The following is a 19,209-nucleotide window of genomic DNA, read 5'->3' as shown; positions in this document are numbered from 1 at the left end:
GAAACTTCGTTCCCTCCTGAGTGGATCCTGAGTACGGCCGGACACGTGAAATCCGGTCGGAAGCAGGGAGGACCATCTCCCAAGGCTAAATACTCCCTAGTGACCGATAGTGAACCAGTACCGTGAGGGAAAGGTGAAAAGCACCCCGGAAGGGGAGTGAAAGAGATCCTGAAACCGTGTGCCTACAAGTAGTCAGAGCCCGTTCATGGGTGATGGCGTGCCTTTTGTAGAATGAACCGGCGAGTTACGATTGCATGCGAGGTTAAGTTGAAGAGACGGAGCCGCAGCGAAAGCGAGTCTGAATAGGGCGAAATAGTATGTAGTCGTAGACCCGAAACCAGGTGATCTACCCATGTCCAGGGTGAAGTCCAGGTAACACTGGATGGAGGCCCGAACCCACGCACGTTGAAAAGTGCGGGGATGAGGTGTGGGTAGCGGAGAAATTCCAATCGAACTTGGAGATAGCTGGTTCTCTCCGAAATAGCTTTAGGGCTAGCCTCACGTAGTTAGAGTCTTGGAGGTAGAGCACTGTTTGGACTAGGGGCCCTCATCGGGTTACCGAATTCAGACAAACTCCGAATGCCAATGACTTATCCGTGGGAGTCAGACTGCGAGTGATAAGATCCGTAGTCAAAAGGGAAACAGCCCAGACCACCAGCTAAGGTCCCAAAGTATACGTTAAGTGGAAAAGGATGTGGAGTTGCTTAGACAACCAGGATGTTGGCTTAGAAGCAGCCACCATTTAAAGAGTGCGTAATAGCTCACTGGTCGAGTGACTCTGCGCCGAAAATGTACCGGGGCTAAACGTATCACCGAAGCTGTGGGTGGACACCTTATGGTGTCCGCGGTAGGAGAGCGTTCTAAGGGCGTTGAAGCTAGACCGTAAGGACTGGTGGAGCGCTTAGAAGTGAGAATGCCGGTATGAGTAGCGAAAGATGAGTGAGAATCTCATCCACCGTATGCCTAAGGTTTCCTGAGGAAGGCTCGTCCGCTCAGGGTTAGTCGGGACCTAAGCCGAGGCCGAAAGGCGTAGGCGATGGACAACAGGTTGATATTCCTGTACCACCTCTTTATCGTTTGAGTGATGGGGGGACGCAGGAGGATAGGGTAAGCGCACTGCTGGATATGTGCGTGTAAGCAGTTAGGCTGGTGAATAGGAAAATCCGTTCACCTTAAGGCTGAGCTGTGATGCCGAGGGAATTATAGTACCGAAGTTCCTGATTCCACACTGCCAAGAAAAGCCTCTAGCGAGATAAAAGGTGCCCGTACCGCAAACCGACACAGGTAGGCGAGGAGAGAATCCTAAGGTGAGCGAGAGAACTCTCGTTAAGGAACTCGGCAAAATGACCCCGTAACTTCGGGAGAAGGGGTGCTTTTTGGGGTGAATAGCCCCGAAGAGCCGCAGTGAATAGGCCCAGGCGACTGTTTAGCAAAAACACAGGTCTCTGCAAAGCCGCAAGGCGAAGTATAGGGGCTGACGCCTGCCCGGTGCTGGAAGGTTAAGAGGAGGGGTTAGCGCAAGCGAAGCTCTGAATCGAAGCCCCAGTAAACGGCGGCCGTAACTATAACGGTCCTAAGGTAGCGAAATTCCTTGTCGGGTAAGTTCCGACCCGCACGAAAGGCGTAACGATCTGGGCACTGTCTCAACGAGAGACTCGGTGAAATTATAGTACCTGTGAAGATGCAGGTTACCCGCGACAGGACGGAAAGACCCCATGGAGCTTTACTGTAGCCTGATATTGAATTTTGGTACAGCTTGTACAGGATAGGTAGGAGCCTGAGAAGCCGGAGCGCCAGCTTCGGTGGAGGCGTCGGTGGGATACTACCCTGGCTGTATTGAAATTCTAACCCGCACCCCTTATCGGGGTGGGAGACAGTGTCAGGTGGGCAGTTTGACTGGGGCGGTCGCCTCCTAAAATGTAACGGAGGCGCCCAAAGGTTCCCTCAGAATGGTTGGAAATCATTCGCAGAGTGTAAAGGCACAAGGGAGCTTGACTGCGAGACCTACAAGTCGAGCAGGGACGAAAGTCGGGCTTAGTGATCCGGTGGTTCCGCATGGAAGGGCCATCGCTCAACGGATAAAAGCTACCCTGGGGATAACAGGCTTATCTCCCCCAAGAGTCCACATCGACGGGGAGGTTTGGCACCTCGATGTCGGCTCATCGCATCCTGGGGCTGTAGTCGGTCCCAAGGGTTGGGCTGTTCGCCCATTAAAGCGGTACGCGAGCTGGGTTCAGAACGTCGTGAGACAGTTCGGTCCCTATCCGTCGTGGGCGCAGGAAATTTGAGAGGAGCTGTCCTTAGTACGAGAGGACCGGGATGGACGCACCGCTGGTGTACCAGTTGTCTTGCCAAAGGCATCGCTGGGTAGCTATGTGCGGACGGGATAAGTGCTGAAAGCATCTAAGCATGAAGCCCCCCTCGAGATGAGATTTCCCATAGCGTCAAGCTAGTAAGATCCCTGAAAGATGATCAGGTTGATAGGTCAGAGGTGGAAGCGCGGTGACGTGTGGAGCTGACTGATACTAATCGATCGAGGACTTAACCAAAATCGAAAAGCGGAAGCGGCCGGTTAGCAACGTATGGCCTGGAGGGCTTTGACTGAGATAAAGGAAACACGATGAGCGATAGCGAATCGATGTTGACTTATCGTAGGGAAAAGACCGAAGGACACTAGTTGCTGGACGCTGGAGCTAGACAATTATCAAAGTAATATGACGAACTCGTTCTTATAAACTTCTTCTGCATTATCTAGTTTTGAGGGAATGAAACCTCTAATTTAATAGGTCCGGTAGCAATGGCGAGAAGGTCACACCCGTTCCCATCCCGAACACGGAAGTTAAGCTTCTCAGCGCCGATGGTAGTTGGGACGCAAGTCCCTGTGAGAGTAGGACGCTGCCGGGCAAGCAAAAAGACAACTATTTTTTTGGTTGTCTTTTTTTTTGTTGGTTATTTATGCTTGAATGATGCATGAGAACTGTCCCCGTGCCTCACTTTCCCATCAAGTAGTCAAAGACTAAAAACGGCCCTTTTTTTAGTGTGATGTGTAAAAAGGTTTCGATGAAAGGGTAGTCGTGGTTTGGCATCATTTTGGTTAGTTCACTCCACCATTCTGTTTCATAACGGGCAATCATGCTTAAGTTGTATAACAATAAATAGTGGATCAGTAGTTCCGGGAAGTTGAAAAGCTTCCCTTTGTTTATTGGAAGTGTCCAGCACCCTTCTTCCATATGAAATTTAAAAGGGGAAATGGCTGATACGGTATTGTTTTTCAAAATTAAATGTATTCCTTCATCATCAGAGAATTCCACCTCATTAGCAAATTTAGAGGCTAGAAACTCTTTAAATCGACTCTCGGTCATATGATAGGTATCCAGTAATTTCTCGGGAATATGGAGCTGGCTGCCGTTGCTTTGTAGTTTTTCAAAGCTGTTTTTCCTCATAAGTATGAAGAATAACTCATCGAGCTCAGGTATAAGCTGTAGTAATTCCTCCATTAGGACTTTTTCCCCTTCAAGCTGTTTCATGTGAAACAATTTTTCTGACATAAATGGAAAAAGTCCGTTTTTTTGTAATTTCACTTCATCATGAAAAAATAAATAATTTTGCTTTTTTCTTTTTCTAGTGGAGACACCGTGTGCCAATACCGCTGTTGTTTCTGGATATGATGGATCTACGGTTAAGATACAGGCTTTTATTAAATGGACAAGGCCATAGAAAAGCAATATAGGTTTAATAACCAGCGGGGCTTTTTCTGCCTGTTCATAATAGATTTGCCCATGTTCGAGATAATATAAAAAGGCATATCCATTTTCATAGCTCTTTTGTTCAGGATTCTCAATATTCCTCTTTAGATAGCTATTTTTCAAATAGTGCTGACAGTATTCTGCTGAAAAAAAGCATGAGTAGCTTTTCCAGCCTTTAAATGGCGTATTCAAAGCGGATCACCTTTTTCAGAAAAATCTTACTAATATTTCTTCCTTGACAGTATTTTGTCCAATTGATAACCTACAAATAATATTTTTTGACCTGGAGGCTGTTAATATGTGGGAAAGTAAGTTCGCAAAAGAAGGTTTAACGTTTGATGATGTATTATTGATTCCTGGCAAATCAGAGGTACTGCCACGCGACGTGAGTTTGCAGGTTGAGTTAACTCCTGCGGTAAAGCTAAATATTCCAGTTATAAGTGCAGGTATGGACACAGTCACGGAATCTGAAATGGCAATTGCTATGGCCCGCCAAGGCGGTCTTGGGATTATCCATAAGAACATGACCATTGAGCAGCAGGCCGAACAGGTTGAAAAGGTAAAGCGTTCAGAAAGTGGCGTAATCACTGATCCGTTTTTCTTGACTCCTGAACACCAAGTATTTGATGCAGAGCATCTAATGGGGAAATATCGTATTTCAGGTGTTCCAATCGTTAACAATATGGAGGAACAGCGTCTGGTTGGCATTATTACCAACAGGGACCTTCGTTTTATTCAGGATTACTCTTTCAAGATTTCTGATGTTATGACGAAGGAAAATCTGATTACGGCTCCAGTTGGGACAACCTTGAAGGAAGCTGAACAAATTCTTCAAAAGCATAAAATTGAAAAGCTGCCTCTTGTGGATGATCAGGGAGTGCTAAAAGGTTTAATCACAATTAAGGATATTGAAAAAGTGATTGAGTTCCCAAATTCCGCAAAGGACAGCCAAGGCCGTCTATTGGCAGGAGCTGCAGTTGGGGTGACAAGCGATACGATGAAACGGATCGACAAGCTCGTGAAGGCTAACGTAGATGTCATCGTAGTCGACACCGCACACGGGCATTCCAAGGGTGTGTTGGATACTGTAAAGCAAATTAGAGCTGCCTACCCTAACCTTGCGATTATTGCCGGAAACGTAGCCACTGCAGAGGGTACCAAGGCCCTAATTGAAGCAGGAGTAGATGTCGTTAAGGTTGGAATTGGGCCAGGTTCAATTTGTACGACACGCGTTGTTGCGGGTGTCGGAGTACCGCAAATAACAGCTGTTTATGACTGTGCAGGTGAAGCCATGAAACATGGGAAAACGATTATTGCTGACGGTGGTATTAAATACTCTGGTGATATCGTCAAAGCCTTGGCAGCAGGCGGACATGCCGTTATGCTGGGAAGCATGCTTGCAGGGGTAACAGAAAGCCCAGGGGAAACAGAAATTTTCCAAGGACGCCGCTTTAAGGTGTACCGCGGCATGGGTTCTGTGGCAGCGATGGAAAAGGGTTCTAAAGACCGTTATTTCCAAGAGGACAATAAAAAGTTTGTCCCAGAAGGCATCGAAGGCCGCCTTCCATACAAAGGACCATTGGCAGATACCATTTATCAATTAGTCGGCGGCTTACGCGCTGGTATGGGCTACTGTGGTACGAAAAACCTAGAAGAATTACGAATGAATGCCCAATTTGTCAAAATGACAGGTGCTGGCTTGCGAGAAAGCCACCCACACGACGTTCAAATCACCAAAGAAGCACCAAACTACTCAATGTAAATAAAAAGCGCAGGAGCAGACTTTCCGTCTGCTCCTATTTTTATCCTAAGTTGATTGGAGCGGAAGGGGCGAGACTCCTGCGGGAGTACGGGGCAGGGGAGACCCCGCAGGAGCTTTAGCGACGAGGAGGCTCCCCGGCACGCCCGCGGAAAGCGAGCCCCTGGAGTGGAAATCAACGGATTACTGTGAATAAAGACCTATCTATTTCTAGCAGTCTATCAAAATTGGCAATAAGATGCTTCGATGCTCTCTCTATGATTTATAAAGCAGTTATGTTAAAATAACCAAAGTGTAAAAAATCTTGGAGGGCGTTAATGTGAATAAACATGTTTTTAAAAAGTATCTTGCCAGTGCAATGGCTGTTATTTTGTTCTTCAGCCTTTTTGCCGGCATGGGCCAAGATAAAGCGGAAGCAGCAGCAGCGTTAAACATCAACGCGGACGGTGCCATATTAGTTGATGCTGAATCAGGCAAAGTGTTATATGAAAAAAATGCTGATAATGTCATGGGGATTGCCAGCATGACAAAAATGATGACTGAATATCTGTTACTAGATGCCATTAAACACGGAAAAGTGAAATGGGATCAGGAGTATAACGTCAGTGATCTTGTTTATAAAATTTCCCAAGACCGCGCATTGTCGAATGTTCCATTGCGCCAGGACGGCACATATAAAATCCGCGAGTTGTATGAAGCGATGGTCATTTATTCTGCCAATGCAGCAACGATTGCTATTGCCGAAACAATTGCCGGGTCTGAAACCAATTTTGTGAAAATGATGAATGAAAAAGCCAAAAGGTTAGGCTTAAAGGATTATAAATTTGTAAACTCATCAGGCTTAAATAATGCCGAATATCGCGGCATGCATCCGGAAGGCACCGGTGAAACGGAAGAAAACGTCATGTCTCCAAGAGCGGTGGCGAGTCTTGCCTTCCACCTAATCAATGAATATCCCGAAGTATTAAAGACGGCAAGCATTCCGAAGAAAACATTTCGTGAAGGCACTTCTGACGCAATTAATATGATTAACTGGAACTGGATGCTTCCTTCTTTGGATTATGGATATAAAGGTGTCGACGGACTTAAGACGGGTACCACAGATTTTGCCGGCTATTGTTTTACCGGGACTGCCAGTCGTGATGGCAAACGGTTTATCACTGTAGTGCAAAATGCCAAAGACGCGAGCGGCAAAGGGGACTATAAAGCCCGCTTTGACGAGACTAAGAAAATGTTTGACTATGCATTTGCCAATACAACAAAAGAAACTATTGTACCGAAGCATTATCAGGTAAAGGGCCATAAAACGATACCTGTTATTAAGGGCAAGAATGACCAGGTAAAAGTTTATACAAAGTCAGCCATCAATATGATCATTGAAAATGGCGAAAAGGAAAACTATAAGCCGATACTGGTATTAGATAAAAATAAGATTAACAAAAAAGGTGAGCTTACGGCGCCAATAAAAAAAGGTGACAAGGTCGGCTATTTAACACTTGAGCCTAAAAACGGCGATAAGGTTAACTTTTTAACCGAGGAAGGCAAAGGCAAAGTTCAAGTTGATGTCATTGCTGCCCAAGATGTTGAAAAAGCAAATTGGTTCGTCCTTATGATGCGGGGCATCGGAGGATTCTTCGGTGATGTCTGGGGAGGCATTTCCTCCGCTGTTAAAGGCTGGTTCTAATTAGCTCTAACGGACCTATAAGTAAAATGTTGGAAAGGATTCTTGTCTTGACAGGAATCCTTTTTTGTTGCTTTAATGATTTTATGGAATAAATAATTCAAATCGAATTAATGGGAATTTTCTAAATAATCAACGTTTTTAACGTGGAAAAACAAGGGGGATTTACAAATGAAAACAGGTACGGATCGGGTAAAACGCGGGATGGCAGAAATGCAAAAAGGCGGCGTCATCATGGACGTTGTTAACGCAGAACAGGCAAAAATTGCGGAGGAAGCAGGCGCAGTAGCGGTAATGGCACTAGAGCGCGTACCTTCTGATATTCGTGCTGCTGGCGGCGTTGCTAGAATGGCAGATCCTCGAATTGTTGAAGAGGTTCTTAACGCTGTTTCAATCCCTGTTATGGCTAAGGCTCGTATCGGCCACATTGTGGAAGCACGTGTACTTGAAGCACTTGGTGTAGACTATATCGATGAAAGTGAAGTATTAACACCTGCTGATGAAGAGTTTCACTTATTAAAGAGTGACTTTACTGTTCCATTTGTATGCGGCTGCCGTGACTTGGGCGAGGCTGCCCGTCGTATTGGCGAAGGAGCATCTATGCTTCGTACAAAAGGCGAGCCGGGAACTGGCAACATTGTAGAAGCTGTCCGCCATATCCGCAAGGTCAACGCACAGATTCGTAAGGTTGTAAGCATGAACGAAGATGAGCTTATGACAGAAGCAAAGCTATTAGGTGCACCATTTGAATTATTGCTTGAAATTAAGCGCCTTGGCCGTCTTCCAGTTGTTAACTTTGCAGCTGGAGGCGTGGCAACACCTGCTGATGCAGCGTTAATGATGCAATTAGGTTCAGACGGTGTATTCGTTGGCTCTGGTATCTTTAAATCAGAAAACCCTGCGAAATTTGCAAGAGCGATTGTTGAAGCAACAACTCATTACCAAGACTATAAATTGATTGCTGAACTTTCAAAGGATCTTGGAACTCCAATGAAGGGTATTGAAATTTCTTCATTAGCCCCTGAAGCCCGCATGCAAGAGCGTGGGTGGTAAATAGAAAAGCGGAAGCGCCTTGACCAGGGGCGACAGGCACAAGACGAGCCTTCTTGACGGATTGGCTTGTGACCCCGAGCCTCTAGTTGCTGGAGCTAGACAGTAATCTAGGTAAAAGGAGTAATACTATGATTAAAGTAGGCGTTCTCGCATTACAAGGAGCAGTTCGTGAGCATATTCAATCATTAGAAGCTTGTGGTGTCGAAGCCGTTGCCATTAAACACAAAGAAGAATTAAAAGACGTAGATGGCCTTATTCTCCCTGGTGGAGAGAGCACGACAATGCGCCGCCTGATCGACAAATATGATTTTATGGATTCCTTAAAGGAATTTGCCAGGGAAGGAAAACCGATGTTCGGTACCTGTGCAGGCCTAATTCTTTTGGCAAAAAACATCGTCGGATACAGTGAGCCTCACCTAGGTGTGATGGACGTTACGGTTGAACGCAACTCCTTCGGACGCCAAGTGGATAGCTTCGAGGCTGACCTCGCGGTTAAAGATGTCGCGGGTGGTTTCCCTGCAGTCTTTATCCGGGCCCCGCATATCGTAGAGGCAGGCGAAAATGTCGAGATTCTTTCGAAACATGATGGCCGCATTGTTTTAGCGCGTGAAGGGCAATTTTTAGGCTGTTCGTTTCATCCTGAATTAACAGATGACCATCGTCTTACAGCCTACTTTGTTGAGATGGTAAAAGAAGCAAAAAGTCAAAAACAGGCTGTATAAGTTGGTTGCTTTTGGCAAATAAATATAGTACTCTAAGTTATACAAATTAGAAATATGCAAAAGCAATGAGAGGAACTAGTAGCAAGAGGTTTATTCTAAAGAGAGCCGGTGGTTGGTGTGAACCGGTGAATAAGACTTGTGAATCCCTCCTCGAGTAGAGTGCGGAACACCTCATCCACATGAGGCTAGTAAGGACTCTCGGTGGAAAACCGTTACATTTTTTAAGGTGGACAGATTCGTCTGTCAACCAGGGTGGTATCGCGGGTTAACTCTCGTCCCTGTTTTAGGGGCGGGAGTTTTTTGTTTGCCCTTGGATAAATAATAAAGGAGTGTTTAAGCATGTTGGATTTGAAGTATTTAAGAGCCAATTTTGCCGAAGTTAAAGAAAAGCTGCAGCATCGCGGTGAAGATTTAACAGACCTTGGCCGATTTGAGGATTTAGACGTTAAACGACGCGAATTAATTGTCGAAGCGGAAAAACTGAAATCCAAGCGGAATGAAGTTTCTCAACAGGTTGCTGTATTAAAACGTGAGAAGCAGGATGCCGATCACCTTATCAAGGAAATGCGTGAGGTTGGCGACCGCATCAAGGAACTCGATGATGAACTAAGAGGCGTTGAGGAGACATTAGAGCTATTATTGCTTAGCATCCCAAATATTCCCCATGAAACTGTGCCTATTGGCGAGACAGAAGACGATAACGTAGAAATCCGCAAATGGGGCCAAGTCCGCGAGTTCGGCTTTGAGGCGAAACCACATTGGGATGTAGCTGACCATTTAGGAATTCTTGATTTTGAACGAGCAGGAAAGGTAACCGGCAGCCGCTTTGTTTTTTATAAAGGTCTTGGTGCCCGCCTTGAGCGTGCGTTAATGAGCTTTATGCTCGACCTTCATGTCGATGAGCATGGATATACAGAGATTCTCCCGCCATATATGGTAAATCGCACTAGCATGACCGGAACAGGCCAGCTGCCAAAGTTTGAAGAGGATGCCTTTTTAATTGAAAGTGAGGACTACTTCCTAATACCGACAGCAGAGGTGCCGGTCACCAATTATTACCGCGATGAAATTTTAAGTGGCGAAGAGCTGCCAATCCGCTTTGCAGCCTACAGCGCTTGCTTCCGTTCTGAAGCGGGATCAGCAGGCCGTGACACAAGAGGCTTAATCCGCCAGCATCAATTCAATAAGGTTGAGCTTGTGAAGTTTGTAAAGCCAGAGGATTCATATGAAGAGCTGGAAAAATTAACTGCTGATGCAGAAAAGGTTCTTCAATTACTTGAATTGCCATACCGTGTGTTAAGCATGTGTACAGGTGACCTGGGCTTTACTGCGGCGAAAAAATATGATATTGAAGTGTGGATCCCTAGCTATGGAACTTACCGTGAAATTTCTTCTTGTAGTAACTTTGAGGCGTTCCAGGCAAGACGGGCAAATATCCGCTTCCGCCGCGATCCAAAGGCGAAACCGGAGCATGTGCATACGCTCAATGGCTCAGGTCTCGCGATTGGCCGCACGGTTGCAGCTATTCTGGAAAACTACCAGCAGGATGACGGCAGTGTCGTAATTCCAGCCGTGCTTCGTCCATATATGGGCGGCCGCGACGTCATAAAGCCGCAATAACCAGTGTATAATCAAGTTGAATAGCGCCCTTTTATTAGTGGCATGTTAATAGTGTTGACACAGTGTTAAATTTATGTTAAATTAATTTCTGTTGTCACGGAGGAATACCCAAGTCCGGCTGAAGGGATCGGTCTTGAAAACCGACAGGCGGGTTAAACCGCGCGGGGGTTCGAATCCCTCTTCCTCCGCCATCACAATAAAAAACGCGCATAAAAAACTGGAGATGAAAATTCGTTACAATTCCTTGTAACGGATTTTTTTTTATAAGAAAAAAGCACTTACTGGGATTACCCAATATGTGCTTTTGATATATATATAATTTCCTTCAGCTTGTCTTCTACTTCTTGGCATACCCGTTTGGCATCCGCCTCACTATTCACCACATCGGTTGTGTCCATGTCAATGACCAAAACTTCACTGGCATTATAGCGCTCCATGACCCATTCGTCATAGCCCTTCCAAACCTCGAAATAATATTCCTTCAGTTCCGGGTTAATTTCAAAGCTGCGGCCGCGGGCCATAATCCGGTCAATCACCGTATCAAATGATCCTTTTAAATAAACCATCAAATCAGGAGCCTTTTTTGGAAGTTCCTTTAGCTCCTCCAACATATTGTCGACTAGCTCTTCATAGATTTTAAATTCGAGGCCAGAAATCCTGCCTAAATTTTTATTGACATAGGCGAAATACCAATCTTCATAAATCGAGCGGTCCTGAATGGTATAAATAGGGTTTTTCCAATTGATGCAGTCCTTAACTGTTTTAAACCGTTTATTTAAGAAAAATAATTGCAATAGGAAGGGAATTCTTCTTGCATCCAATTCTTCCTGTGTTAATTCATAGTAAAGCGGGAGAATTGGGTTGTCATCCACTGCTTCATAAAAAACCTTGCTGTCAATGCCATTATTCTGAAAGTGTGCTTTTAAAGTGTCAGCCACACTCGTTTTGCCAAGACCGATCATGCCTCCAATAACGATGCTCACGAACATCCCCCTGTTTCTATATAGTGTTTGTCCAGCTGTTTGCTTTCAGTGATTCTCCAAGTTTTTCAATGATATAGTCTAGATCCTGCTCATTTTTTACAAAATCCAGCTCATCACCATTGAAACGGAGAACCGGTATTTCCGGATGCTCCTTTTCAAAAATAGCCATTGTGTTTTCATAATCAATAGAAAGCTGTTCTAAATAAAGCGGGCTGATGTTTTTCTCTACCTCGCGCCCGCGGATTTTTATTCGCTTTAATAAAGTATCGAGACTTGCATGCAAATATATGATGACATTTGGCTTTGGCATATCCTCTGTCAAAATTTGATAAATCTTATAATATTTTTTGTATTCGTCAGGATTCAATGTCCGAGTAGCAAAAATTAAATTTTTAAATATATGATAGTCAGCCACGACAGATTTATTTTTGCTTAAATAATGGGTATTAATATCCCCGAGCTGTTTAAAGCGATTGCAGAGGAAAAACATTTCTGTCTGGAAACTCCATTCTTCGATGTTTTCATAAAATTTCCCTAAGAATGGATTTTCATCAACAATCTCTTTTAATAATTCAAATTCAAAATGCCGAGAGATGGCTTTGGCAAGTGATGTCTTTCCTACACCTATCGGTCCCTCAACGGTAATAAAGGGTGTACCCCCCATTTGGCTGCTCCTCCTTCTCCAATTGCCTGCAGGTTCTATCTTATCCAGATTCATCTGGTTCATATATATGCAATTTTTAATAAATTGTCCTGCAAAATCGCCAAAAAGCGACAAGCACCTTGTCACTTATTCGAGCAATTATGCTTTTATTCGACACAAACACCATTTTATCACAATCGGTACAGGAAGGGATATGGAATTTTTGAGGAAGCTTTTACATGTTTATGAGAAAGAAAAAACCGCCGGTGGCCGGCAGTTGTCAGGTGGAGAATACTCGTGTTCCTCTTTTTGTTACGTTGAAATTATCAACGATCAACAGCCAGTTTTGCGGGAAGGCGAGGCCTAGTTTCCAATAGCTCATTCCTCTTAAATTCATCTGTTTGATCAAATCAAATTTTGCCTGGATGGAGCGGGCATCTTCAAACCAGACTTCATGCTCTTTGCCTGCCGCATCCCTATATTTGAAATGCGGAGCTTGCGCTTTTGTGTCGTATTCTATCGGGACATTGTGTTTGGCTGCAAGCTGGATGGCTTGCTGCGGGCTAACAGCCTTTGCCACGGTACCTTGAACAAAAGGCAGGGTCCAATCATAACCATAGAGATTTTGCCCCATGAGGATTTTGTTTGATGGTATATCTGTCACGGCGTAATCCAACACTTTTTTTACCTGGTCAATTGGCGAGACTGCCATGGCAGGACCGCCGCTGTAGCCCCATTCATAGGTCATGATGACAACAAAGTCGGATATTTGGCCATGGGCCTTATAATCATGTCCTTCATACCATTTTCCTTGCTGGGTTGCACTTGTTTTTGGCGCAAGGGCAGTGGACATGAGCCATCCTTCACGTGAAAAGCGCTGCTTTGCCTTTCTTAAAAAGCGGTTGTATGCCTCGCGGTCTGCGGGACGTAAAAATTCAAAATCAAAATGGATATCGCGGAAGCCGTATTTTTTAGCGGTGGCGACAATATTATTGAGAAACCGGTCCTGGACGGCTATGTCATTTAATAAAATCCGTCCTAGTTCGTCACTAAACTGGTCCTGTTCCTGGTTATTAATAACCATCATCAAGACGTTACGGTTGGCCTTGGCGATAGCCGGAAAGTTATTCAGAAGCGGTTCCTTGAGTGTGCCGTCGCGTCTGGCCTGAAAGCTGAAAGGGGCTAAATAAGTTAAATAAGGAGCTGCTTCTCTGGCGCTCTCCTCTAACACAGGAGCAACACTTGTTCCGCGAGGTTCTACATAGGCATTAAACTCGGCATTTCTTTTTCTGCCTTGGGGAATATAGAGACGGAACCCTGCTTGGAGTGGTTGATTGACCGATATTCGGTTGACGGTTGCCAGCTGTTGAACAGTAACTCCGTATCTTTGTGCTATGGTATATAATGATTCTCCCGACTGAACGAAATGAAAGCGGCCGACGATAGGTATTACAAGTGCTTGGCCGATAACCAGATTGTTCGGATTGGGCAATTCGTTTGCCTCTATAATATCCTGGGTGGTTGTATGGTAAGCTCTTGCAATGGTTGTCAGCGATTCATTTCTTTTAACCACATGAATCTGCATCTCCAATCCCTCCCTGCACATATGCGCTACAACTATTCTATGAGGGCGGGACTTAATACATGTTATAATGTTAATAATTTTCGTATAAATGGAATTAGTTTTAGAAGGCGGTTTTTTAAGATGATTAACCAAGATGAGAAATTTATGCTGGAGGCTATAGCAGAAGCAAGGAAGGCAGAGAAGTTGGATGAGGTGCCGATTGGGGCTGTTCTTGTCCATGATGGTAGAATTATTGCCCGCGCCCACAATTTAAGAGAAAGTGAGCAGAATGCGACGGCCCACGCCGAGCTGCTGGCCATTGATCAAGCCTGCCGGGAAACAGGCTCATGGCGGCTAGAGGATACTACTCTTTATGTCACGTTGGAGCCTTGCCCGATGTGTTCAGGTGCGATTATCTTATCGAGAGTCAAACGCGTGGTATACGGGGCGAGCGATCCAAAGGGCGGGTGCGCTGGAACGCTGATGAACCTTTTACAGGATTCGCGCTTTAACCACCAATGTGAAGTTGTTAAAGGCGTCTTAGCAGAAGAGTGCGGCAGCATGCTTTCATCTTTTTTTCAAAAAATAAGAGATCGTAAGAAGCAGGAGAAAAAGTTGAAGCTGCAGGCATTAGAAATCGACTTACAGTAATTTACAGTTAATAACGATTGCTTTTTTGCTGGATTGTTTGTATACTAAAAAGGCGTCAGATACGACGCACTTAATAATTGGTATCAACTTTGCCGCGCTAGGTGGGGAGGTAGCGGTGCCCTGTACCCGCAATCCGCTCTAGCGGGACGGAATCCCTTCCCGAGGCTGATGGCCTGTAGGGTCTGCCTTAAGTAAGTGGTGTTGACGCCTGGGTCCTGCGCAATGGGAATCCATGAACTATGTCAGGTCCGGAAGGAAGCAGCATTAAGTGGACGCTCTCATGTGCCGCAGGGGTGCCTGGGCCGAGCTAACTGCTTAAGTAACGCTTATGGGCGTCAGTCGACGGAAGGTGCGCGGCAGTTATTACATATGCCATAATAAAACTCATCTCAGATTCTGGGGTGAGTTTTTTTGTGAACTCTTAGGATTACTTTTGTAAAAAGGAAATCCAATAAGTTATAATGAGAAAAGCGGAAGCGTCCGTTTAGCGGCGTATGGACTGGAGTGCTTCGACTGAGATAAAGGAAACACGAAGAGCGATAGCGATTCGATGTTGACTTATCGTAGGGAGAAGAGCGAAGTACACTAGACGCTGGACGCTGGAGCTAGACAATAGATAGGACTAAATTGAAGGGGGCGATGTCGAGTGTCATATCAAGCTTTATATCGGGTTTGGCGTCCGCAGAAATTTTTTGACGTAGTGGGACAGGAACATGTCACGCAGACATTGCAAAACGCCCTGCTTCAGCAAAAAATCTCTCATGCATACCTATTTTCTGGACCAAGAGGAACAGGAAAGACGAGTGCGGCTAAAATATTAGCAAAGGCGATTAATTGTGAGCATGCTCCAGTTGCTGAGCCGTGTAATGAATGTGCGGCCTGCCTCGGGATCACGAATGGAACGATTCCGGATGTCCTGGAGTTTGACGCTGCGTCTAACTCGCGGGTGGAGGAGATGCGTGATGTTCTTGATAAGGTCAAATTTGCCCCCACGGCAGTAAACTATAAGGTCTATATCATCGACGAAGTGCATATGCTCTCCATTAGCGCTTTTAACGCTTTACTTAAAACGCTGGAGGAACCTCCGAAGCATGTCATCTTTATTTTAGCCACGACAGAACCGCATAAAATCCCGCTGACGATTATTTCAAGATGCCAGCGTTTTGATTTCAGACGGATTACCGCAGGGTCTATTGTTAATCGGATGAAGCTGATTGTCGAGGAAACCGGCATTGACTGCGATGAGCGGGCCTTGCAAATGATAGCCAGAGCAGCTGAAGGTGGAATGCGTGACGCATTAAGTCTGTTGGATCAAGCCATTTCCTACAGTCAGGACCGGGTGACACTTGAAGATGCGTTGACCGTCACAGGTTCTGCTTCACAGGCATTTTTAAATAAAACGGCAAAGTCGTTTCAGGATAAAGATGTGGCAAGCGGTTTGGAGGCGCTCGAGGAGCTTTTATTCCATGGAAAGGACCCAGCACGCTTTATCGAAGATTTGATCTTATTTTACAGGGATATGCTGCTATACAAAACAGCGCCAAATCTTGAGGAATCTCTCGAGCGGGTGATGCTAGATGATGAGTTTCGCTTGATGGCAGAAGAAACGCCAACAGAACAGATTTATCAGCTGATTGATTTCTTAAATAAGACTCAGCAAGAAATGCGCTGGACTAATCACCCGAGGATTTTCCTGGAGGTAGCCATTGTTAAGCTTTGCCAAATGGAAACTAGCCAAAGAGAGACCGCGAGTTCCGGGGAATTACAGCAGCTCTTGATGAGGATTGAGCAGCTTGAGTCGGAACTTCACCACTTAAAAGCGAACGGCGTAGCCGCAGCACCTCAAGATGCCGCACCACAGCCACAAAAACAGGTACAAAGAACCTCAAGAAATGCCTTCCAGCCGGCTGTTGGTAAAATAAATGAAGTGTTAAAGCAAGCCACAAAAAATGACTTGAATCTGATTAAGGGTAATTGGGGCGAAATGCGATCGAGTCTAATGAAATCGCATGCTGCATTATTAAATGAAGCAGAGCCAGTTGCAGCATCGGAAGCAGCTTTTGTTTTAAAATTCAAGCATGAAATGATTTGTCAAATGGCGATGAGCCGAGGCGATTTCCTGGAAGCAGTAAGCACCACCTTGAACAAATTAATTGGTAAAAGGTTCACACTTTTAGGAGTTCCTGAAGAGCAGTGGTTAACCATCCGTGAAAATTTCTTAAGCACCCAGCATGGGGAAGAAGGGGAAATCAGCGGGCCTGCTCATGAAGAGGAGCCACATATTGTTGAAGCCAAAAAGTTATTTGGTGAAGAATTTATTGAAATTATTGATTAAAAGTTGGGCGGAAACGCTAAAACAGCAATCAATGTGATTATATAATCTAAATTAAATTGGAGGTTGATTTATCGATGCGTGGTGGAATGGGTAACATGCAAAATATGATGAAGCAAGTGCAAAAAATGCAGAAGAAAATGGCAGAGGCACAAGAACAATTAGGTCAGGAAAAAATTGAAGGAACTGCTGGCGGCGGAATGGTAACTGTCGTTGTAACAGGCCATAAAGAGGTTGTAGATGTTCAAATTAAACCTGAAGCGGTCGATCCTGATGATGTGGAAATGCTTCAAGACCTTGTCCTTGCAGCCGTAAACGATGCGCTTAAAAAAGCTGATGAGCTTTCCAATAATACTATGGGACAATTTACAAAAGGATTAAACATGCCATTTTAAAAACAATAAGCGTTAAGCGCCTTAAGCAGCCACATGCTGCTAAGGGCGCTTTTAGCTTTTCTAAAGAGAGGAACATAAATTATGCATTATCCAGAACCGATTTCGAAGCTGATTGATAGCTTTATGAAGCTTCCTGGCATTGGGCCAAAAACAGCTGCACGGTTGGCTTTTTTTGTCTTAAGTATGAAAGAGGATACCGTCTTGGATTTTGCAAAAGCATTAGTGAATGCCAAGCGGAATTTAACATACTGCTCTGTCTGCGGCCACATTACCGATCAAGATCCATGTTACATATGTGAAGATCAGCGCCGGAATAAGGGCATAATATGTGTAGTGCAGGATCCAAAAGATGTAATTGCGATGGAGAAAATGAAGGATTACAACGGATTGTATCATGTTTTGCACGGGGCTATTTCACCTATGGATGGCATCGGCCCGGAGGATATTAATATTCCCGGACTGCTAAAGCGGCTTCAGGACGAAACTATTCAGGAAGTCATTTTAGCGACCAATCCCAATATTGAAGGGGAAGCAACAGCTATGTATATCTCACGGCTGCTAAAGCCGTCGGGAATTAAAACAACAAGAATTGCCCATGGACTGCCGGTAGGCGGAGATCTTGAGTATGCGGATGAGGTTACCTTATCGAAGGCGTTAGAAGGACGAAGAGAATTGTAATATAAAAATTAAATTTAAATGCTTTAATGCCGGGGGGATGGCGATGTTTTTTCGGCGCAAAGGAAAGCTTCGGAAAGAATATAATGAAAAGCTTTTAATCCAGTTAAATAAATATAGAGATTATTGGCAGCGGGAAAAACTCCTTTTGGAAAGAAGTCTTGATCCCTCTGAAGAGGTCATTTGCCAATCAAAAATTGCAGAAGCAAAATATATTCTTCTTTTAAGAGAAGCTAAATACAGAAATGTGACATTAACAAAATAATATTTTTTACAGCTCAAGCAATTGGTTGCTTGAGCTTTTTTTTCCAGCATTAACGGGCAGTAAGGTCTAATTTGATACTTAAAGCATTGGTATGTACAGATTTGGTGAGTGGACAACTGCCCGTAAATGCCCGATTCGTTCAACTAACAAACAGCAGAGGAAAGGCGCCTCTACTGTTTGAAGTTTCACTTTAATGTTCTATTTTTATGGGCTTGTACATAGCTTTTTAATAAAGAGACCATTGGAGGGTGACGATTTTTGGAACCAATGTTTGTAATTGCTGTTTTAGGGGGACTAATTGTATTATTGTTATTTACCGGAGCGCCATTTAAGCCAGCCCGATTTGTTGGCCAAGCTGCTATAAAAATATTGATAGGAGCATTATTTTTGTTTTTCCTCAATACAGCAGGAAATCAGTTCGGGGTTCATGTTCCGATAAATTTTGCCACGTCTGCTGTCTCAGGATTTTTGGGAATTCCGGGTCTCTGTGCATTAGTGGCGATTCAGCAATGGGTTCTTTGAGACAGAACCGCTCTTTAGCAGCGGTTTATTTTTTTTGAAAAAAGTATTGACCAGCATAAAATTATCCTGTATTATATTAAAAGTCGCCGCTAATACGGAAGATAAGAAATAAAAAAAGTTGTTGACTTCAACAACAAGAAATGATATATTTAAAAAGTCGTTTTCAAACGACATTAAAATTGACCTTTGAAAACTAAACAAACAAAAACGTCAACAAACAATAATATTCGTTTCGTTTGAAACGAAGCCAACGTAACATTTTTGAGCTAATCAACTCAACTTTATTGGAGAGTTTGATCCTGGCTCAGGACGAACGCTGGCGGCGTGCCTAATACATGCAAGTCGAGCGAATCACTGGGAGCTTGCTCCTGGTGATTAGCGGCGGACGGGTGAGTAACACGTGGGCAACCTGCCTGTAAGACTGGGATAACTTCGGGAAACCGGAGCTAATACCGGATAATTTCTTCCCTCGCATGAGGGAAGGTTGAAAGTCGGTTTCGGCTGACACTTACAGATGGGCCCGCGGCGCATTAGCTAGTTGGTGAGGTAACGGCTCACCAAGGCGACGATGCGTAGCCGACCTGAGAGGGTGATCGGC

Annotated in this window: 15 protein-coding genes, 1 tRNA gene, 3 rRNA genes, 1 other RNA gene and 1 other annotated feature (1 of these 21 cut by a window edge); of the genes, 16 read left to right on the top strand and 4 right to left on the bottom strand. The window is 44.6% G+C overall.

Annotation, left to right across the window (positions count from 1 at the left end):
• A 23S ribosomal RNA gene (locus KHA99_RS30375) occupies nt 1–2,549 on the top strand; the annotation flags it as partial.
• 238 nt (nt 2,550–2,787) lie between these two features.
• Nucleotides 2,788–2,904 (top strand): 5S ribosomal RNA (rrf, locus tag KHA99_RS30370).
• Nucleotides 2,905–2,990: 86 nt separating this feature from the next.
• Here the strand turns inward: rrf and KHA99_RS30365 are convergent.
• The gene (locus tag KHA99_RS30365) at nt 2,991–3,938 is read right to left on the bottom strand and encodes a YaaC family protein (protein ID WP_213121214.1); all 948 of its coding nucleotides are present in this window, start codon (nt 3,936–3,938) and stop codon (nt 2,991–2,993) included.
• A gap of 106 nt (nt 3,939–4,044) precedes the next feature.
• Here KHA99_RS30365 and guaB point away from each other — a divergent pair, with 106 nt between their 5' ends.
• From guaB to KHA99_RS30335, 6 genes are all read left to right on the top strand, one after another.
• Nucleotides 4,045–5,508: an IMP dehydrogenase gene (gene guaB / locus KHA99_RS30360; protein ID WP_213121213.1), complete on the top strand. Its 1,464-nt coding sequence runs from the start codon at nt 4,045–4,047 to the stop codon at nt 5,506–5,508.
• Nucleotides 5,509–5,863: 355 nt separating this feature from the next.
• The gene (locus tag KHA99_RS30355; protein WP_213121215.1) at nt 5,864–7,189 is read left to right on the top strand and encodes a D-alanyl-D-alanine carboxypeptidase family protein; all 1,326 of its coding nucleotides are present in this window, start codon (nt 5,864–5,866) and stop codon (nt 7,187–7,189) included.
• Between the two features lie 168 nt (nt 7,190–7,357).
• Nucleotides 7,358–8,239: a pyridoxal 5'-phosphate synthase lyase subunit PdxS gene (gene pdxS / locus KHA99_RS30350; RefSeq protein WP_213121212.1), complete on the top strand. Its 882-nt coding sequence runs from the start codon at nt 7,358–7,360 to the stop codon at nt 8,237–8,239.
• Between the two features lie 128 nt (nt 8,240–8,367).
• Nucleotides 8,368–8,961 carry a pyridoxal 5'-phosphate synthase glutaminase subunit PdxT gene (pdxT, locus tag KHA99_RS30345; protein ID WP_213121211.1) on the top strand — a complete coding sequence of 198 codons (594 nt, stop codon included), beginning with the start codon at nt 8,368–8,370 and terminating at the stop codon, nt 8,959–8,961.
• Nucleotides 8,962–9,017: 56 nt separating this feature from the next.
• Nucleotides 9,018–9,244 (top strand) — a binding site (T-box leader).
• A 56-nt stretch (nt 9,245–9,300) separates the two neighbouring features.
• The gene (gene serS, locus KHA99_RS30340; protein ID WP_213121210.1) at nt 9,301–10,581 is read left to right on the top strand and encodes a serine--tRNA ligase; all 1,281 of its coding nucleotides are present in this window, start codon (nt 9,301–9,303) and stop codon (nt 10,579–10,581) included.
• A 98-nt stretch (nt 10,582–10,679) separates the two neighbouring features.
• A tRNA-Ser gene (locus tag KHA99_RS30335) sits at nt 10,680–10,772 on the top strand.
• Nucleotides 10,773–10,868: 96 nt separating this feature from the next.
• Here the strand turns inward: KHA99_RS30335 and KHA99_RS30330 are convergent.
• From KHA99_RS30330 to KHA99_RS30320, 3 genes are all read right to left on the bottom strand, one after another.
• Entirely contained in the window at nt 10,869–11,564 is a 696-nt protein-coding gene (locus tag KHA99_RS30330; RefSeq protein ID WP_284036729.1) for a deoxynucleoside kinase, read from the bottom strand.
• A gap of 16 nt (nt 11,565–11,580) precedes the next feature.
• Nucleotides 11,581–12,228: a deoxynucleoside kinase gene (locus tag KHA99_RS30325; RefSeq protein WP_213121208.1), complete on the bottom strand. Its 648-nt coding sequence runs from the start codon at nt 12,226–12,228 to the stop codon at nt 11,581–11,583.
• A gap of 259 nt (nt 12,229–12,487) precedes the next feature.
• Nucleotides 12,488–13,792: a glycoside hydrolase family 18 protein gene (locus KHA99_RS30320; RefSeq protein ID WP_213121207.1), complete on the bottom strand. Its 1,305-nt coding sequence runs from the start codon at nt 13,790–13,792 to the stop codon at nt 12,488–12,490.
• Between the two features lie 120 nt (nt 13,793–13,912).
• On the opposite strand from KHA99_RS30320, the gene tadA reads away from it, so the two are divergent.
• The 8 genes from tadA to KHA99_RS30280 form a co-directional block, all read left to right on the top strand.
• A complete protein-coding gene (tadA, locus tag KHA99_RS30315; RefSeq protein ID WP_213121206.1) occupies nt 13,913–14,422 on the top strand; it encodes a tRNA adenosine(34) deaminase TadA in 510 nt (169 codons plus the stop codon).
• Between the two features lie 92 nt (nt 14,423–14,514).
• An RNA gene (ffs, locus tag KHA99_RS30310) (signal recognition particle sRNA large type) lies at nt 14,515–14,779 on the top strand.
• Between the two features lie 289 nt (nt 14,780–15,068).
• The gene (gene dnaX, locus KHA99_RS30305; RefSeq protein ID WP_213121205.1) at nt 15,069–16,757 is read left to right on the top strand and encodes a DNA polymerase III subunit gamma/tau; all 1,689 of its coding nucleotides are present in this window, start codon (nt 15,069–15,071) and stop codon (nt 16,755–16,757) included.
• Nucleotides 16,758–16,831: 74 nt separating this feature from the next.
• Nucleotides 16,832–17,149 (top strand): YbaB/EbfC family nucleoid-associated protein, encoded by a 318-nt coding sequence (locus KHA99_RS30300; RefSeq protein WP_213121204.1) that lies wholly within the window; start codon nt 16,832–16,834, stop codon nt 17,147–17,149.
• Nucleotides 17,150–17,230: 81 nt separating this feature from the next.
• On the top strand, nt 17,231–17,827 hold the full coding sequence (gene recR / locus KHA99_RS30295) for a recombination mediator RecR (protein WP_213121203.1): 597 nt from the start codon (nt 17,231–17,233) through the stop codon (nt 17,825–17,827).
• A 43-nt stretch (nt 17,828–17,870) separates the two neighbouring features.
• On the top strand, nt 17,871–18,089 hold the full coding sequence (locus KHA99_RS30290) for a YaaL family protein (RefSeq protein WP_213121202.1): 219 nt from the start codon (nt 17,871–17,873) through the stop codon (nt 18,087–18,089).
• A 258-nt stretch (nt 18,090–18,347) separates the two neighbouring features.
• Complete coding sequence (locus KHA99_RS30285) at nt 18,348–18,611, top strand: pro-sigmaK processing inhibitor BofA family protein (protein WP_213121201.1); 264 nt, start codon at nt 18,348–18,350, stop codon at nt 18,609–18,611.
• Between the two features lie 281 nt (nt 18,612–18,892).
• A 16S ribosomal RNA gene (locus tag KHA99_RS30280) occupies nt 18,893–19,209 on the top strand (it continues 1,380 nt past the right edge of the window).

It is taken from the genome of Neobacillus rhizophilus (assembly GCF_018343535.1).
In the GTDB taxonomy this organism is placed as follows: Bacteria; Bacillota; Bacilli; order Bacillales; family Cytobacillaceae; genus Neobacillus; species Neobacillus rhizophilus.
The sequence above is the reverse complement of the archived record's forward strand: the minus strand, read 5'-3'. Positions and strand labels throughout refer to the sequence as shown.

Excerpts from the sequence above, each read along its gene's own strand:
- guaB (WP_213121213.1), top strand. The coding sequence starts at position 4,045 with ATGTGGGAAAGTAAGTTCGCAAAAGAAGGTTTAACGTTTGATGATGTA.
- KHA99_RS30355 (WP_213121215.1), top strand. The coding sequence starts at position 5,864 with ATGGCTGTTATTTTGTTCTTCAGCCTTTTTGCCGGCATGGGCCAAGAT.
- pdxS (WP_213121212.1), top strand. The coding sequence starts at position 7,358 with ATGAAAACAGGTACGGATCGGGTAAAACGCGGGATGGCAGAAATGCAA.
- pdxT (WP_213121211.1), top strand. The coding sequence starts at position 8,368 with ATGATTAAAGTAGGCGTTCTCGCATTACAAGGAGCAGTTCGTGAGCAT.
- serS (WP_213121210.1), top strand. The coding sequence starts at position 9,301 with ATGTTGGATTTGAAGTATTTAAGAGCCAATTTTGCCGAAGTTAAAGAA.
- KHA99_RS30325 (WP_213121208.1), bottom strand. The coding sequence starts at position 12,228 with ATGGGGGGTACACCCTTTATTACCGTTGAGGGACCGATAGGTGTAGGA.
- KHA99_RS30320 (WP_213121207.1), bottom strand. The coding sequence starts at position 13,792 with ATGCAGATTCATGTGGTTAAAAGAAATGAATCGCTGACAACCATTGCA.
- tadA (WP_213121206.1), top strand. The coding sequence starts at position 13,913 with ATGATTAACCAAGATGAGAAATTTATGCTGGAGGCTATAGCAGAAGCA.
- KHA99_RS30300 (WP_213121204.1), top strand. The coding sequence starts at position 16,832 with ATGCGTGGTGGAATGGGTAACATGCAAAATATGATGAAGCAAGTGCAA.
- recR (WP_213121203.1), top strand. The coding sequence starts at position 17,231 with ATGCATTATCCAGAACCGATTTCGAAGCTGATTGATAGCTTTATGAAG.
- KHA99_RS30290 (WP_213121202.1), top strand. The coding sequence starts at position 17,871 with ATGTTTTTTCGGCGCAAAGGAAAGCTTCGGAAAGAATATAATGAAAAG.